This window comes from Paenibacillus sp. D51F, from assembly GCF_053345695.1.
Window position 1 is genome coordinate 1 of sequence record NZ_JBKFAO010000006.1, and the last position, 15,973, is coordinate 15,973.

At 58.1% G+C, this 15,973-nt stretch carries 15 protein-coding genes, 6 tRNA genes and 1 rRNA gene; 21 read left to right on the forward strand and 1 reads right to left on the reverse strand.

The annotated features are described in order from the left end of the window. The 9 genes from ACLBWT_RS12375 to ACLBWT_RS12415 all read left to right on the forward strand — a co-directional run. A 23S ribosomal RNA gene (locus ACLBWT_RS12375) occupies nucleotides 1–96 on the forward strand; the annotation flags it as partial. A gap of 146 nt (nucleotides 97–242) precedes the next feature. After that, nucleotides 243–319, forward strand: a tRNA-Met gene (locus ACLBWT_RS12380). Between the two features lie 6 nt (nucleotides 320–325). Next, a tRNA-Val gene (locus ACLBWT_RS12385) sits at nucleotides 326–401 on the forward strand. A gap of 9 nt (nucleotides 402–410) precedes the next feature. Next, nucleotides 411–487: transfer RNA gene (locus tag ACLBWT_RS12390), tRNA-Asp, on the forward strand. Between the two features lie 17 nt (nucleotides 488–504). Continuing rightward, nucleotides 505–580: transfer RNA gene (locus ACLBWT_RS12395), tRNA-Phe, on the forward strand. A 44-nt stretch (nucleotides 581–624) separates the two neighbouring features. Continuing rightward, a tRNA-Tyr gene (locus tag ACLBWT_RS12400) sits at nucleotides 625–710 on the forward strand. Nucleotides 711–722: 12 nt separating this feature from the next. Continuing rightward, nucleotides 723–795 (forward strand) — tRNA-Lys (locus ACLBWT_RS12405). 270 nt (nucleotides 796–1,065) lie between these two features. Beyond that, on the forward strand, nucleotides 1,066–2,172 hold the full coding sequence (locus ACLBWT_RS12410; protein ID WP_447663429.1) for a PucR family transcriptional regulator: 1,107 nt from the start codon (nucleotides 1,066–1,068) through the stop codon (nucleotides 2,170–2,172). A 114-nt stretch (nucleotides 2,173–2,286) separates the two neighbouring features. Next, entirely contained in the window at nucleotides 2,287–3,408 is a 1,122-nt protein-coding gene (locus tag ACLBWT_RS12415) for an ABC transporter ATP-binding protein (RefSeq protein WP_447663430.1), read from the forward strand. Between the two features lie 136 nt (nucleotides 3,409–3,544). Here ACLBWT_RS12415 and nagZ read toward each other — a convergent pair whose 3' ends face one another. Next, nucleotides 3,545–4,885, reverse strand: a complete 1,341-nt coding sequence (gene nagZ, locus ACLBWT_RS12420; RefSeq protein ID WP_447663431.1) for a beta-N-acetylhexosaminidase — start codon at nucleotides 4,883–4,885, stop codon at nucleotides 3,545–3,547. A 197-nt stretch (nucleotides 4,886–5,082) separates the two neighbouring features. Here nagZ and hprK point away from each other — a divergent pair, with 197 nt between their 5' ends. The 12 genes from hprK to hisA all read left to right on the forward strand — a co-directional run bounded on the left by hprK (nucleotide 5,083) and on the right by hisA (nucleotide 15,963). Further along, entirely contained in the window at nucleotides 5,083–6,021 is a 939-nt protein-coding gene (gene hprK, locus ACLBWT_RS12425) for an HPr(Ser) kinase/phosphatase (RefSeq protein WP_048748380.1), read from the forward strand. A gap of 33 nt (nucleotides 6,022–6,054) precedes the next feature. Next, a complete protein-coding gene (gene lgt / locus ACLBWT_RS12430; protein WP_447663432.1) occupies nucleotides 6,055–7,083 on the forward strand; it encodes a prolipoprotein diacylglyceryl transferase in 1,029 nt (342 codons plus the stop codon). After that, entirely contained in the window at nucleotides 7,052–7,714 is a 663-nt protein-coding gene (gene ppaX, locus ACLBWT_RS12435) for a pyrophosphatase PpaX (protein WP_447663433.1), read from the forward strand. The genes lgt and ppaX overlap by 32 nt, the downstream gene beginning before the upstream one ends. Beyond that, nucleotides 7,711–8,196, forward strand: coding sequence for an acyltransferase (locus ACLBWT_RS12440; RefSeq protein ID WP_447663434.1), 486 nt, complete (start codon nucleotides 7,711–7,713; stop codon nucleotides 8,194–8,196). The genes ppaX and ACLBWT_RS12440 overlap by 4 nt, the downstream gene beginning before the upstream one ends. 163 nt (nucleotides 8,197–8,359) lie before the next feature. Further along, complete coding sequence (locus tag ACLBWT_RS12445; protein ID WP_447663435.1) at nucleotides 8,360–9,493, forward strand: polysaccharide deacetylase family protein; 1,134 nt, start codon at nucleotides 8,360–8,362, stop codon at nucleotides 9,491–9,493. Between the two features lie 303 nt (nucleotides 9,494–9,796). Continuing rightward, nucleotides 9,797–11,056, forward strand: a complete 1,260-nt coding sequence (locus ACLBWT_RS12450) for an ATP phosphoribosyltransferase regulatory subunit (RefSeq protein WP_447663436.1) — start codon at nucleotides 9,797–9,799, stop codon at nucleotides 11,054–11,056. Next, the gene (hisG, locus tag ACLBWT_RS12455) at nucleotides 11,053–11,706 is read left to right on the forward strand and encodes an ATP phosphoribosyltransferase (RefSeq protein WP_447663437.1); all 654 of its coding nucleotides are present in this window, start codon (nucleotides 11,053–11,055) and stop codon (nucleotides 11,704–11,706) included. Before ACLBWT_RS12450 ends, hisG begins: the two co-directional genes overlap by 4 nt. 64 nt (nucleotides 11,707–11,770) lie before the next feature. Further along, entirely contained in the window at nucleotides 11,771–12,442 is a 672-nt protein-coding gene (locus tag ACLBWT_RS12460) for an HAD family hydrolase (protein ID WP_447663438.1), read from the forward strand. A 77-nt stretch (nucleotides 12,443–12,519) separates the two neighbouring features. Beyond that, nucleotides 12,520–13,851 (forward strand): histidinol dehydrogenase, encoded by a 1,332-nt coding sequence (gene hisD, locus ACLBWT_RS12465; RefSeq protein ID WP_447663439.1) that lies wholly within the window; start codon nucleotides 12,520–12,522, stop codon nucleotides 13,849–13,851. 3 nt (nucleotides 13,852–13,854) lie between these two features. After that, entirely contained in the window at nucleotides 13,855–14,469 is a 615-nt protein-coding gene (hisB, locus tag ACLBWT_RS12470) for an imidazoleglycerol-phosphate dehydratase HisB (protein ID WP_447663440.1), read from the forward strand. Then, nucleotides 14,470–15,075 (forward strand): imidazole glycerol phosphate synthase subunit HisH, encoded by a 606-nt coding sequence (gene hisH / locus ACLBWT_RS12475; protein WP_447663441.1) that lies wholly within the window; start codon nucleotides 14,470–14,472, stop codon nucleotides 15,073–15,075. Between the two features lie 156 nt (nucleotides 15,076–15,231). Beyond that, on the forward strand, nucleotides 15,232–15,963 hold the full coding sequence (hisA, locus tag ACLBWT_RS12480) for a 1-(5-phosphoribosyl)-5-[(5-phosphoribosylamino)methylideneamino]imidazole-4-carboxamide isomerase (protein WP_447663442.1): 732 nt from the start codon (nucleotides 15,232–15,234) through the stop codon (nucleotides 15,961–15,963). Nucleotides 15,964–15,973: the final 10 nt, after the last annotated feature.

Here is a 15,973-nt window from a genome sequence, read left to right on the forward strand (position 1 = left end):
TAAGACCCCTGGTAGACGACCAGGTTGATAGGTTCGGGGTGGAAGCGCAGCAATGCGTGCAGCTGACGAATACTAATCGGTCGAGGGCTTATCCTATGGTAAGAAAAGCAAATGGACTCAGCATCCATCTTATTCGTTCGATCCAGTTTTCAGGGCGCAATTGCCTCACGTTTCCAGTGTCAAGTACAATGGAGCGAGACCAATTGTTTGGGCATTTGGCGATGCCTTACCTGAAAAAATGTGGCGGTGTAGCTCAGCTGGCTAGAGCGTACGGTTCATACCCGTGAGGTCGGGGGTTCGATTCCCTTCGCCGCTACCACTATATGGAAGCTTAGCTCAGCTGGGAGAGCATCTGCCTTACAAGCAGAGGGTCGGGGGTTCGATCCCCTCAGCTTCCACCATATCTTCCTGGAGCTGTGGTGTAGAGGCCTAACATGCCTGCCTGTCACGCAGGAGACCGCGGGTTCGAATCCCGTCAGCTCCGCCATTTTTTCATTTACGCACGGCTTGGTAGCTCAGTTGGTAGAGCAAAGGACTGAAAATCCTTGTGTCGGCGGTTCGATTCCGTCCCAAGCCACCATTGAATTTCTAAGTGAGCTATAAGGCGCATCTTAGAGCAATTGTGGAGGGCTAGCGAAGTGGCCAAACGCAGCAGACTGTAAATCTGTTCTCTGACGAGTTCGGTGGTTCGAATCCATCGCCCTCCACCACTTCATTTTTAAGAGCCATTAGCTCAGTTGGTAGAGCACCTGACTTTTAATCAGGGTGTCGAAGGTTCGAGTCCTTCATGGCTCACTTCTTCCCCAATAATTGAACATTCCAAGCACAGACGATGTCTGTGTTTTTTTGTTTTTTAATCGAAAATAAAATTTTAACAGGCATTTCTGGCTGGTTGAAGTTAATCGCAAAGCTGGTTGAAGTTAATCGCAAAGTCAGGTTATTTCAATCGCAAATCATGCTCTACCGGCGACGAGGTTGGCGGGTAGGAATGCCTTCATGGTAAACTTGCTTATATATGGATGCATACGGCCCGCAAGGGCTGGTGCGCAGGAGGCGGGACATACGATGGCATCAGGAGAGTGGCTGGAGGAACTGCGCGGCATTCTAGGGACGGATCTCGATATTCGCCAGCTCTCCGCGGCGCAGTGGCGGGACATGGCAGGCGGCGGCATCAAGGCGGAGCAGAATGGAAATTGGATTGTAGACAAGGACCGACTATTGGTGAGGCTGACCGGAGACGGGATGAAGGTCGAGTGCCTGGAAATCAACCGTACGGAGCCTCTATCAGAAACCGAAATGCGGCTTCTCCGTTTGACGCTTAAGTACGCCAGGCCGGATCGTGCCTGGAACGTCAAGCCGGCGACGGGGATGGAGAAGACGGCAGCCGAACTGGGTCGCTGGATCAATGGCCAACTGGACAGCTCGAGACATGATCCGCTGCCGGCTTCGTTAGCCGAGGGCGGCCGGCTGTACGCCGAGATGATTCCGATTCTGCTCGTGCGGGAATATCCCGGAGCGGCCGACGATTCTTACAGCGAGCTTGAGAAGCTGCTCCTGTCTTTCTTCCCGGAGGAAGTGCTGCTGATTCCGCTTCAGCGCAATGAATGGCTCATTCTGAGTCCGGTATCCCTGCTTAGGGATTCCCAGCTGGAAGGAACCGAAGAGGACGAATCGGAGGAAGAAAGCTTGAAATCCATCGGCCTCGGCCTTCATGAGATGCTGGCGAGCGAATGGCTGGGCGAATGCCATCTGGCGCTGTCGCTGCCGATGCAGCCTCTGAAGTCGCTTGTCGACAGCGCGGCTCTGCTGAAGGAGACGGTCGAGCTGGGAAGGCGGTTCCATGTCGGCTCCAACCTTCATCTGCCTTGGCAGCTGCATCTCCAGAGGCTGCTCAGCTCCATTCCGGAACGGGAGCGCAGCAAGTTCATCGAACAGACGCTCAGCCGGTCGGATTATTACATGGAGCCGGAGATCCTCACGACGCTGGAGACGTTCTTCACCTTGGACTGCAATGTAAGCGAGACGGCGAAGAAGCTGTATATCCACCGGAATACCCTTCTTTACCGATTGGACAAGCTGAAGCAGGAAACGGGACTGGACGTCAGGCTGTTCCGAGACGCCGTCATGGTGAAGATCATTCTGCTATTGGATAAAGTCACGAAAAGACCTTAGTTTTTTTGTAGGGTTTGTGCATAGTCATACGCTTACATCTTCGGTTAATATAGATTCATAAGATCATTCAACCGTAGAGGTATCACCTACTCACTCACATAGGGGGAAACAAACATGGCAGGCGTACGTTTAGAACATGTTTACAAGAAATACCCTGGATCCGACAACGCATCGGTAAAAGACATCAACCTGGACATCAAGGATAAGGAATTCCTCGTTCTGGTCGGTCCTTCCGGCTGCGGCAAATCCACGACGCTCCGCATGATCGCTGGTCTGGAGGAAATCTCCGAAGGCAAGCTGTTCATCGGCGATCGCCTTGTGAACGATGTCGCCCCTAAAGACCGCGACATCGCGATGGTATTCCAATCCTACGCCCTGTACCCGCACATGAACGTGTACCAGAACATGGCTTTCGGCCTGAAGCTGCGCAAGTTCAAAAAAGCGGACATCGATAAGCGCGTTCGCGAAGCGGCAAAAATTCTTGACATCGAACATCTTCTGGAGCGCAAGCCGAAAGCTCTCTCCGGCGGCCAACGCCAACGTGTCGCCCTGGGCCGCGCTATCGTCCGCGAACCGCAAGTGTTCCTGATGGACGAACCGCTTTCCAACCTTGACGCCAAGCTCCGCGGCCAAATGCGCGCTGAGATCAGCAAGCTGACGAAACGTCTGGAAACGACGACGATCTACGTAACGCATGACCAGATCGAAGCCATGACCATGGGCGATCGCATCGTTGTCATGAAAGACGGCCTCATTCAGCAAAACGCAACCCCGGATGAGCTTTACAACCACCCGCTGAACATCTTCGTAGCCGGATTTATCGGCGCCCCAGCGATGAACTTCATCACCGGCACGCTGAGCGAAGTAGGCGGCGCGATGCGCTTCAAGGCTTCGGGTGTTGATGTTGTTCTTCCTGAAGGCAAAGCCAACGTCCTGCGCGACAAAGGCTTCGTAGGCAAGGAAGTCGTTCTGGGTGTTCGTCCTGAGGATCTGCACGAAGAGCCGGTCTTCCTGGAAGCATCGCCTAACAGCATCGTCAATGCCAACATCGAAGTGGCGGAGAACCTTGGCCACGAAATGTACCTGTACCTGAACGGAATCGGCAACGATACGGTTATCGCCCGCGTTGACGGACGTTCCGGCATGCGTGACGGCACGAGCGTCAAGCTCGCTCTGGATATGAACAAAGTTCATGTCTTCGACAAAGCGACTGAGCTGAACCTGTTCGAGAACTAATCATAAGATAAAAAAGGCTGCCGATCATGGGAACATGATCGGCAGCCTTTTTGCATATAGGGTCAGGCCAGCCGACTCTTGCCGATTGGCCTTTATCCCGATGTCCATGAGCTGCTTTCAAAAAGAATAAACGGACTTACTTTCGATAGGCATCCAGCACTTTGAGGGCATCCTTATTGAGCTGATCGACCGAAATAGAGCTTACCTTGCCGTCTGTCATCTTGTACTGGAGCTTGCGAGCCATGATGCGGTAGACGCTTTCGTTCAGCCGAGAGGCGGATATCGATCCGTCGGCAGCAGCTTGCCGAAGCTTCTGCAGCACATGGATGATATTGTCATTGCCATGCGAGACAATGACGATATCTCCGCCGGCAGATATGGTTCGGACAGCCGCATCTCCGACATCGTAGTTGTCCAGGATGGCCCCCATGGTCAGATCGTCGCTGAACACAAGTCCGTTGAATTTCATCTTATCCCGCAGCAGTCCGGTAATGACAGGCTTGGACATCGAAGCCGGATACTCGGAGTCCAGCTTGGGCAGCAGAATATGAGCGACCATCACGGCGTCCGCTCCCTGGTCGATGGCGGCCTGGAACGGCGGAAGCTCCACCTCCTCCAGCCTGCTTAAGCCGTTGCTGGTGACGGGAAGCTGCTTATGGGAGTCGACGGATGTATCTCCATGCCCTGGGAAATGCTTGAGGACACCGAGGATGCCCTCCTTCTTGAAGCCCAGCATGGCGGTAGTTCCCAGCTTGGATACAAGCTGAGGGTTATTGCCGTAAGAGCGGTCGCCGATGACCGGATTGTCCGGATTGCTGTTGACGTCGAGTACGGGAGCAAAGTCAACGGAGAAGCCGAATGCTTTGACCCTCCTCGCCAGCAATTGGCTGACATCGCGTGCGTATGCCGCATTGCCTGACTGGCCGATGACGCCGCTGCTCGGTATTTTCTCGACCGATGCCGGCATCCGAGTCACTTTGCCGCCCTCTTCATCGACCCCGAGCAAAAGCGGGAGATTTCCTTCCGCCTTGTTCAGAGCCTTGAGGCTATTGAGGAAATCAACGGTTCCTTGCAGAGTCTTCATATTGTCTCGGAAAAGAATGAATCCCCCGACGCGGTAGTCTCGGACCAAAGTTTCGGTTTCTTTGTCCGGCTTGATTCCTTCCACGCCTGCGATGACCAGTTGTCCGACCTTCTCTTCTGTACTCATGGATCCGATTCTTCTAGCGATTTCCTGGCTTTGTGCATTCGTCAGGCCAGTTACGGGCGGCCAGGAAACGGTCGACTCGTCCACAGCCCGAGTCTTGGCTGGAGCAGCCGCGACAGGCTGCAGTCCGGATGTCGATACGAAGCTATGATGGGAGGGGCCGTATTCGGCCCATGCCGAGCCGACAGCTGCAGCCGCAAGGGCAACGGCAATAAGAGCGGGCCGGGTGAAACGGCTCCGGCTGCCGCGATGAATTCGTTTGGAGCGCATTTTTCCACCTCGCTTGATGGTAGTCTGCTAGATCCATTGTAATGGACGCAATGGATCGCGTAAATGTTGTGGATGCACGCTACGTTGCGCTGGTGCCCGTTTTCCTTTAGGATGGAACTAATAGGCAGAAGGCTCTACGAATGCCCGCAAGCAACGTACATATGCCCTGGAACAGGGAGACATACAGGAGGGCCCTCATGGCTAAAAAAGTCAAGGTATCCGAATTGGTGCAGCCGTTTCAACTGGAGATTCTGGCAGGAGAAGACGGCATGCAGCGAATCATAACGACCGACGATCTGTACCGGCCCGCGCTGGAGATGGCCGGCTATTTCCATTATTACCCGAAAGAGCGGGTTCAATTGCTCGGCAAGACGGAATTGGCGTTCATCCAGACGCTGGACAGCCGGGAGCGCAAGGAGAGATTGGAAAAGCTGTGCAACGATGAGACGCCATGCATCATGCTCACCCGCGGATTGGAACCGCCGCTCGAGCTGATCGAGCAAGCGGCGGAGAAGCATATTCCGGTGCTGCGAAGCCAGATTTCAACGACGATCTTCTCCAGCCGCCTGACCAACTTCCTGGAGCGCCGGCTTGCGCCGACAACGACTATCCATGGCGTTCTCGTGGATGTGTACGGCATGGGCATCCTCATTACCGGCGGCAGCGGCATCGGCAAAAGCGAGACGGCGCTCGAGCTCGTGAAGCGCGGCCACCGGCTTGTCGCGGATGATGCCGTCGAGATCAGGCAAACATCGGACGGCCAGCTGCACGGAACGGCTCCGGAGCTGATCCGGCATCTGCTGGAGATTCGGGGTCTGGGCATCATCAATGTGATGACGCTGTTCGGCGCGGGCGCCATCCGCAACAACAAGCGCATCAGCGTGGTCATCAAGCTCGAGAATTGGCAGCCGGAGAAGCAGTACGACCGCCTCGGCCTGGACGAGGAGACGACCCGTATCATCGAGACGGATGTTCCGCTCGTGACGGTTCCCGTCCGCCCTGGACGCAACCTTGCCGTCATCATCGAAGTCGCCGCGATGAACTACCGCTTGAAGCGGATGGGATACAACGCCGCGCTGCAGTTCACGAACAAGCTTACCGAAACGATCGCTGATGACATGGACGACTATGAATAAGGGCAATCTTCCTATGGAAAGAGGTCGGCAACGATGACGGAATACTCTCTTCGTATCAATCCCATAGCCTTCGAGCTTGGACCGATAACGGTCCACTGGTATGGAATCATTCTCGGACTGGGGGCTCTGATGGGACTGGTGCTGGCGATCCGGGAAGGCAAGCGCTTCGGCATCTCGTCCGATTTCTTCATGGACCTGCTGCTGCTCGGGGTCCCATCCGCGATCATAGCGGCCCGCGCCTACTTCGTCCTGTTCAAATGGGATTATTACCGCCAGCATCCAGGTGAGATCCTGGCGATCTGGAACGGCGGCATCGCTATCTACGGAGCCTTGATCGGCGCCATTATTTGCGCGATTTTCTATGTGCGCCGCAAAGGCTTCAATTTCTGGCGCATCGTCGATATATGCGCCCCGTCTCTGCTGATCGGCCAGATCATCGGCCGCTGGGGCAACTTCGTCAACCAGGAAGCCTACGGCGGCCCCGTAACGCGCCGGTTCCTGAGCGGCGAGCTGCATCTGCCGGACTGGATCGTGGACCAGATGTATGTGGAAAGCACCGGCCAGTTCCATCATCCGACTTTCTTGTACGAATCGGTATGGAACATCATCGGCATCCTGCTTATCTTTGTCCTTCGCCGCCGTCCTTGGGTCCGCGCCGGAGAAATGTTCTTCACCTACCTGATCTGGTATTCGATCGGCCGCTTCTTCATTGAAGGGCTGCGTACGGACAGCCTTGCCTTTGCAGGTCCCGCTTGGCTCGAATCCCTGATGAACGGCCTGTGGTCCCCGATGAAGATCCTGTTCGAACCGGGCTATCTGGATCCGGCCTATGGCAACGTCCGCAGCTCTCAGCTGATCGCCGTTCTCGCCATCCTGCTCTGCATCGTCATGATTATCGTCCGCCGGTCGACAGGACTTGCCGCGGAGCGGTATTCCGACCCGGTCATCAACCGCAAGACCGGACTTCCCGCTGGCGAAGAGCCACAGGAAGCACAGCCCGTTTCCGAAGCAATAAAGGAGAATCATCACGATGAAAACACCCATACGAAACCTACTTTTTGACTTGGACGGCACCATTCTCGACACGAATGAATTGATCATGCGCTCCTTCCTCCACGCGCTGCAGGGAATTGTCCCCGCAGACTTCGGGCGGGAGCAGATGATCCCTTATATGGGCCTCACTCTGGTCGACCAGATGAAGCATTTCTCCGGCCAGGAAGAAACCTCGCATCTGATTTCCCTGTACCGGGAAATGAATATGAAGCTGCATGACGATCTCGTCGTGCCGTTCCCGCATACGGCCGAGGTGCTGGAGCGGCTCAAGGCGGCAGGCTACAAGCTTGGCGTCGTCACGACGAAGATCCGCATGTCCACGGAAAAAGGGCTTCGCCTGACGGGACTGCTGGACTATATGGATGCCATCGTCACGCTGGATGACGTAGACAACCCGAAGCCGCACCCGGAGCCGGTCCTGCGCGCCATGGAGATGCTGGGAGCGAAGCCGGAGGAGACGATGATGGTCGGCGACAGCACGGTGGACATCCAGTCCGCTCTCGAGGCGGGAGCTGTGCCGGTCGGCGTCGCCTGGTCTCTCAAGGGTGAGGCGCTGCTGCGCGAATACGGGGCTGCCCATGTCCTTCAGGACATGAGGGATCTGTATGCCCTGCTCGGATTGGAGCAGGAGGCCCGGTGAGGAACGTCGAGCGTTATCCGACCGACGGGCCGAATGCGCTGTGGCAGGTATACCGGACGGTAAGCCGCTTCAAGGCGGTACGCAACTTCGCCGCCATCCAGATCTCCCGCTATTGCCCCTCCCTGCCGGTCAAAAACTGGATCTACCGCCGGATTCTCGGCATGCGGGTCGGCAAGACGACGTCGTTCGCGCTCATGGTCATGGTGGACGTCTTTTTTCCCGAGCGGATCACAGTGGGGGACAACTGCATCATCGGCTACAATACGACTATCCTGACCCACGAATATTTGATCCATGAATACCGGCTGGGAGATGTCGTGATCGGCTCCAACGTCATGATCGGAGCGAATACGACGATCCTCCCCGGAGTGACGATCGGCGACGGCGCTGTCGTGGCCGCCGGTTCTCTGGTCCATCGGGATGTGCCTGCCGGCGCATTCGTAGGAGGGAATCCGTTCCGGATCATTCGCGAACAGGACTGAAGCAGGACATAGACAGGACATAGATTGGGACATATTCAGGACATATTCAGGACATATTCAGGATTGAAGCCAGGAAGCCAAGGCAACTTTTTGCGGACAGGACTCGTTTACAGGATTGGCCTCTATTGAGAATGCCAGTCCACCCTGCAAGGAGAGAACGCGATTGAGTACCGTCAAGCGGTTTTGGCTGCTGTCGGCTGTCCTGGCCTTCGTTCTGTGCCTGACGGCTGCCGGTGCGGCTGCCGTTCGCTACCGGGAGCACTTCCCGGCCGTCAAGCGGCTGCTGTCGGAAGCCCCTGCGATGAGCGAGGAAGCAGCCGGAGGGGAATATAAGGATCTGAAGCCCGGAGAACGGACGCCCAAGGGCATCTATTACCGCAATAAAGTCATTGTCCTGATGTACCATGACGTTCAGCCGACCCCTTCGGACACGAAGGCGCTGGCCTTGGACAAGCTGGAGCGGCAACTCGAGCTTATGCGCGACAACAACTTCCATGTCATCAGCATGGATGAATACAAGGCTTTTATCCTGAAGCGCAAGCCGGTGCCCGATAACGCGGTTCTGCTTACATTCGATGACGGCTACGAATCCTTTTACCGATATGCCTATCCCGTATTGCTCAAGCAACGGCTGACCGCGACCAACTTCGTCATTGCCGGCACGATTGGAAACTCCAAGCATACCGGCGTGCCGAAGCTGACCTGGGAACAGATGAGAACCATGCGCAAGCATGGAATGGATTTTTACAGCCATACGTACGATTCCCATGCTTATGCGCCGGAGAATGAGAAGGGAAACAAGCTGGTGCCTCTTCTGGCCGGAAGGATTTACCGGAGCGGCCTTGGCAGACGGGAGACCGAGAAAGAATACGAAAGCCGCATTCGCGAGGACCTTGACCATGCCAATCGGAAGCTGCAGAAGGAACTCGGCGTGCGCAACGATGTGCTCGCCTTTCCATACGGGGCTTTCTCGCGGCCGCTGCTTCGCACATGCAAGGAGCTCGGCATCAACGTGACGTTGACGGTGAAGCCGGGCATGAACGGTCCAGGCAGATGGAACGGATTCCGGCTTAATGCCGGTGGAGCGGCTAACGATCCCGAGCTGCAGATCGAGCTCATGAAGGAGGCTCCCCGTCTGATCGGCCACAATCGCTATCAGCCTCCGGATCGGGCCTACCTGCTGCTCGCGCTTCCTCTGCTCGTCATGTTTGTCGGCGCCCTATGGCTGCGATCGGCCTGGGAGGTCATGATTCTGCGCCGCAAGAAGCTGTCTCAGCGTGCGTCGAAGTCTCAATAACCAATCAACGAGCTGTCGTCAAGCTCGGGGAAGCAATCCTTGAGGTCGGCCCATGGCGATCTCTGCGGTCCCTCATAAGGACCGATCTCTCTCACTCTAATACCGTATGGCACGAGCCGCCCGAACCCGCAAGCAAGGCGGTTCAGGCGGCTCGTGTCCGGTTGACGGGAGAGACCGAATCATGATAGGATTACAAATACCTTTACTTTGGCAGTATGGTAACTTGGTAGCACATTAACTTACTAAAGCGAATGTTTGAAGCTCCTTGCTTCAAGCGTCTGTCTATATTAGGAGACAAGACCGATGTCCAAACCAAAAGTATTTGAAAAACCGGTAGGCGTCAAGGACTATCTCCCCCATGCCGTATCCAAGCTCAGGCAGATCGAAAGCAGCGTGCTGAGCTGCATGGAACGATGGGGCTACGATCAGATCATGACCCCTACGCTTGAATATTACGACACCGTAGGCGTCGCCAGCTCGACGTCCGATCAGCGGCTGTTCAAGCTGCTGAACAACCGCGGAACGACGCTCGTGCTTCGTTCCGATATGACCGCGCCGATCGCGCGTGTCGTATCCTCTCTGCTGCGGGAGCAGCCGTTTCCGCTGCGTCTCTCCTACCATTCCAGCGTATTCCGCGCGTTCGAGAACGAAGCGGGACGGGATGCGGAGTTTTTCCAGACGGGCGTCGAGCTGGTCGGCGATGCGTCTGCGGAAGCGGATGCCGAGGTCATCGCCCTTGCGATCGCATCCCTGCAAGCTGCGGGGGTAGAGAAATTCCGCATTGCGGTCGGCCACGTGGGCTTTCTGAACGGATTGCTGGAAGAGCTGCTGCCGGGGCGGGCGGAATGCCAGGGCAAGCTCAAGGATTATCTGCTCAACCGGGATCATGTCGGGTACCGGGACCAACTTGGAAGATTGGGGCTGACCGAGCAGGTCCAGCAGGAGCTGAAGGGGCTGCTCCGCCTTCGGGGCGGCCAGGAAATCTGCACGCAGGCGATGAGCCTGACGCCGAATGACAAGGCCCGAGAGTCGATTCGCCATCTGTGCGAGATATGGGATGTGCTGGAGGCGTACGGCGTGAGCGAGCATGTGCTGATCGACCTGACGATGATCGGAGATTTTTCGTATTATACGGGCATGACCTTCGAGGGTTATGCGGCGGATCTCGGATTTCCCGTCGTCGGAGGCGGGCGGTACGACAACCTTCTCCAGCAGTTCGGGCGCCCGGCGCCGGCAACCGGCTTCGCGGTCAAGACGACCCGGGTGCTGGAGCTGGTCGGTGAGGAGCAGGAAGCTCCGCGCCGGATTCTGATCGGATACGACGGCCAGGGGCGCGAGCGCGCTCTTGCCGAAGCGATCCGGCTGAGAGGGCAAGGAGCGGCGGTCGTGACGGCCCGCATGGAGGCTCCGGGAATCCGCCATGGCGAAGTCCAGGGCAGCGAAGAGCCGGAGCGCACCGCACGGCGTCTTGCCGACGGCGAGTCCGTGAAATATGGCGGCATGGTGTATGGGACGTTCCTGCCCTTCTTTGACGGGAACCAAGAGGAGGGGGACGAGCGATGAGAACGGACGGCAGGGCAGAAGGCGATATTCTCAAGGTCGCGATGCCGAAAGGACGCATCTACAAGCAAGCCTCCCGGCTGTTCCGGGAAGCGGGCCTCCTTATCAACGAAGAGGTCGACGAATCGAGGAAGCTGATCGTCGAAGTGCCGGAAGCGCGCATGGAATTCATCATGGCCAAGCCCGTCGACGTGCCTACGTATGTGGAATATGGCGTCGCTGATATCGGCGTCGTCGGCAAGGACGTGCTGATGGAGGAAAACAAGGACGTCTACGAGCTGCTTGATCTGGGCATCGCCCGCTGCCGCATGTCGGTCATCGGGCTGCCGGACTGGAAGCCGGTCATCAATCCTCGCGTCGCGACAAAATATCCTGCGGTAGCTTCCCAGTATTTCCGGGAGCGCGGCCAGCAGGTCGAGGTCATCAAGCTGAACGGCTCCATCGAGCTGGCTCCTCTGATCGGCCTTGCCGACCGGATCGTCGATATGGTGGAAACCGGACAGACGCTGCGCGACAACGGGCTTGTGGAGATGGAAGAAATCTTCAGCATCACGAGCAGGCTGATCGCCAACCGTGTCAGCTACCGCATGAAGAACGATGCGATCCAGAGTCTTTGCGATCGTCTTCAGGCGGCATTGGGCGCGAAGGCTTAGAGATCAGATGAGAATCATCGGTCCAAGAAGCCTTCACGGGACCGATTCAGACGGAGGAATGGCGATGACGGCAATCAAGGCAGTGGTCTTCGATTTTGACGGACTGATTCTGGATACGGAGACGCCTTCCTACGAGGCGTTCGATCGGGTATACCGCGAGCATGGAGCGGAGCTTCCGCTGGAAATGTACGCCAGGTGCGTCGGAACCTCCTTCGCGGCTTTCGACCCTTATGCTTATTTGGATGAAATCCTGGGCAAGCCGATGGAGAGAGATCTCATCGAAACCCGGTTCAAGGAGATTTATTCGTCTATCGTCCAGGAGTCTTCCATCCTGCCGGGAGTCCGGGAGAATCTGGCGCGCGCCCGCGAGCTGGGGCTTGCCGTCGGTCTGGCATCCAGCTCTTCCTGGGGCTGGATCGAGCCTTTGCTGACGAAGCATGGACTGCTGGATCGCTTCGATTCTTTCCAGACGAAGGATAAAGTGAAGCGAATCAAGCCGGATCCCGAGCTCTACCTCGCCTCGCTGAGAGAGCTTGGCGTCCACGGACATGAGGCCATATCGTTCGAGGATTCGCTCAACGGCTTCACGGCTGCCCGCGCTGCCGGCATGCGGACGGTCGTGATTCCGAACTCCGTCACACGGCATTTGACGTTCAGCGGAGCCGACTTGCAGCTGGAGTCCATGGCGGATCTGACGCTGGATTTGCTTTTGGAGCGTCTGGAGTCGCACCGCTAGGAGGAGATCCGCTTCCGAAAGGGCTTGAGGCGAAAAACTGCTCGAAGAAGCGATAATGATAGGAAGGGGGAAGCTGCATGCGCATAATGCGGGCGGAGCAGTTCAAGTTGACCCGGGAAGTGGAATATGGAACCCCGGAACAGAATGAGTCGGTGCGGAGCACGGTGGAAGCTCTGCGGACACGCGGCGATGAAGCGCTGCTGGAGCTGACGGAAAAATACGACGGCGTGTCTCTCTCGGCGTCGGACCTGCGGGTGACGGAAGAGGAGATCCAAGCCGCCTACAGCCGGGTGGAGCCGGATTTCCTGGACGCCATTCGCGGCGCGGCTGCGAATATCCGCCGCTACCATGAGCGCCAGCGGCGCCAGTCCTGGATGGACGTGCAGCCGGACGGCACCGTGCTGGGCCAAGTGCTGCGTCCCTTGAAGCGGGTAGGCGTTTATGTGCCAGGCGGCAAAGCCGCTTATCCGTCTTCCGTGCTGATGAACGTCATTCCGGCGCAGGTCGCCGGCGTTCCTGAGATCGTCATGGTCACGCCTCCGGCGACGGGTGGCAAAGCGGGCGTCGACCCGTACATCCTCGTGGCGGCGGCCGAAGCCGGCGTCAAGGAGATGTACCGCGTCGGCGGAGCGCAGGCGATCGCCGCGCTTGCCTACGGAACGGAGAGCATCCCGCCGGTGGACAAAATCTGCGGTCCCGGCAACATCTACGTCGCCCTCGCCAAACGCGCCGTCTATGGCGCCGTCGATATCGACAGCATAGCCGGGCCGAGCGAGATCGCGGTGCTGGCCGACGATACGGCCGAGCCGGCCTATGTCGCAGCCGACCTGCTGTCGCAGGCGGAGCATGACGAGATGGCGTCGAGCATTCTCATTACGCCGTCGAGAGAGCTTGCTGAAGCGACAGCAGCGGAGGTGGAGCGCCAGCTGGCGCTGCTGCCGCGCGCTGCGATCGCGAGGGAGTCGATCGACCGGCATGGAGCCATCCTGCTGGTCGATTCCATCGCAGCCGGCGTGGACATCGTCAACCGGCTCGCGCCGGAGCATCTGGAGGTGCTGACCGCCGACCCGATGGCGCTGCTCGGCTCCATCGAGAATGCCGGAGCGATCTTCCTCGGGCCGTACAGCTCGGAGCCTGTCGGCGATTACTACGCAGGACCGAACCATATCATCCCGACCAACGGCACGGCGAGGTTCAGCTCTCCGGTCAATGTGGACGACTTCATCAAAAAATCCAGCCTGATCTCGTACAGCCGCGAGGCGCTGCTGCGGGACGGCCAAGCGATCATGACGCTGGCTCGGCATGAAGGACTGGAAGGCCATGCCCGCGCGATCGAAGTGCGTTTGGAGCGGGAGGCCGCACCCGCCGCAGGAGCGGCGAACCAAGCAACGGACGGAAAGAGGGAATAAGAGATGGCACAAGACGACAACAAGCCGCAACAAGACCGCCGCGCCGAGGTGGCGCGCAAGACGAACGAAACCGACATCAAGCTCGCGTTCGGCGTAGATGGAAGCGGCCGCTCGGAGATCGAGACGGATGTTCCTTTTCTGAACCATATGTTGGATCTGTTCACGAAGCACGGGCAGTTCGACCTGAAGGTCGAAGCGCGCGGCGACGTCGATATCGACGATCATCACACGGTAGAGGACATCGGCATCTGCCTCGGACAGACGCTGCAGGAGGCGCTTGGCGACAAGCGGGGAATCAAGCGTTATGCGAGCGTGTTCGTCCCGATGGACGAAGCTCTCGCCCAGGTTGTCATCGATCTCAGCAACAGGCCGCATTTCGAGTATCGGGCGGAGTATCCTTCCCAGCAGGTGGGCAGCTTCTCCACGGAGCTCGTGCATGAATTCCTGTGGAAGCTGGCGCTCGAGGGCCGCTTCACCCTCCACGTCATCGTCCATTACGGCAAAAACACGCATCATATGATCGAAGCGGTGTTCAAAGCGCTTGGACGCGCCTTGGACGAGGCGACCTCCATCGACCCGCGCGTGCAGGGAGTGCCTTCGACGAAGGGCGTGCTGTAGATGATCGCGATCATCGATTACGGCCTCGGCAATCTGCACAGCGTCAGCAAAGCGGTGGAGCGGCTCGGATTCGAAGCCGTCGTGACCGCGGACAGGGACGAGATACTCGGCGCGGATGCCGCCATCCTTCCCGGCGTCGGCGCTTTCGGGGATGCGATGGCGTATCTGCGCGAGACCGGCATGGACGATGCAACGCGGGCGTACGCGGCTTCGGGCAAGCCGCTGCTCGGCATCTGCCTCGGCATGCAGCTGCTGTTCGCCGAAGGCGAGGAGCATGGCAGCCATGAAGGGCTTGGCTTGCTGCCGGGCCGGGTCGTGCGTTTCGAGGGGGACTACAAGATTCCTCATATGGGCTGGAACCGCCTGGACTTCCTGCAGCCCAGTCCGCTGACGGCGGGTCTGGAGGAGGGGCATGTCTACTTCGTCCACTCCTATCATGTCCATGTCGGCGAAGAGAGCGATCTGATCGCGACGGCCGACTATCATCAGCCTGTTACGGCCATCGTAGGACGAGGCAACGTGTACGGCATGCAGTTCCATCCGGAAAAAAGCGGCGAGCTCGGCATGAGCCTGCTGCGCAATTTCCTCGGCTTGGCTCGCGGATAATCCGCAAGTCGGAGATGAGGCTGCCGGGCTGCTGTACTGAGCCGGCTGCTCGATTTTCCTCAGTCTGACTCTTGGAGACAAGCTGCCTGGCCGGAATCATCATCCGTTTCGGCAAGCCTGCGGCTTGCCCATCTCATTTGTGGAGGAATCAACGTTATGTCCAAGTTCACCATCTACCCGGCCATCGATATCCGCGGCGGCCGCGCCGTCCGTCTCGTGCAAGGCGACTACAGCCAGGAGACGGTCTACAACGACAGCCCCGTGAACGCGGCGCTGGAATGGCAGGCGCAGGGCGCTGCCTGGATACATCTCGTCGATCTCGACGGAGCCAAGGCGGGACATCCCGTGAATGCGGAGCTGATCGGGCAGATCGCGGCCGCGGTCGACGTTCCGGTGCAGCTTGGCGGAGGCCTTCGCTCGGAGGCCGATGTGGAGCGGCTGCTCGGGCTTGGAGTCCGGCGGATCATTCTCGGCACGGCGGCGATTGAAGACCGGGCTTTTGTGGAGAGAGTGCTTGGCCAGCACGGAGACCGGGTAGCGATCGGCATCGATGCGCGCGACGGACTGGTCGCGACGCGAGGATGGCTGGAGACGTCCGAGGTCCGGGCGGAGGAGCTGGCACGGGAGCTGGCGGCGAAAGGCGCGGCGACCTTCATCTTCACGGATATTTCCCGCGATGGAATGATGGAAGGTCCGAACGTCGAGGCCATTCGTTCGCTGGCGGCGTATTCCGGAGCCGATGTCATCGCTTCGGGCGGAGTCAGCCGGATCGAGGATCTGCGCGCGCTGGCGGCCTACAAGGAAGAGGGCATCAGCGGAGCCATCGTCGGAAAAGCCCTGTATACCGGAGCGATCGCGCTATCCGATGCCGTACGCGAGCTGAACTAGCCGCAGAGTT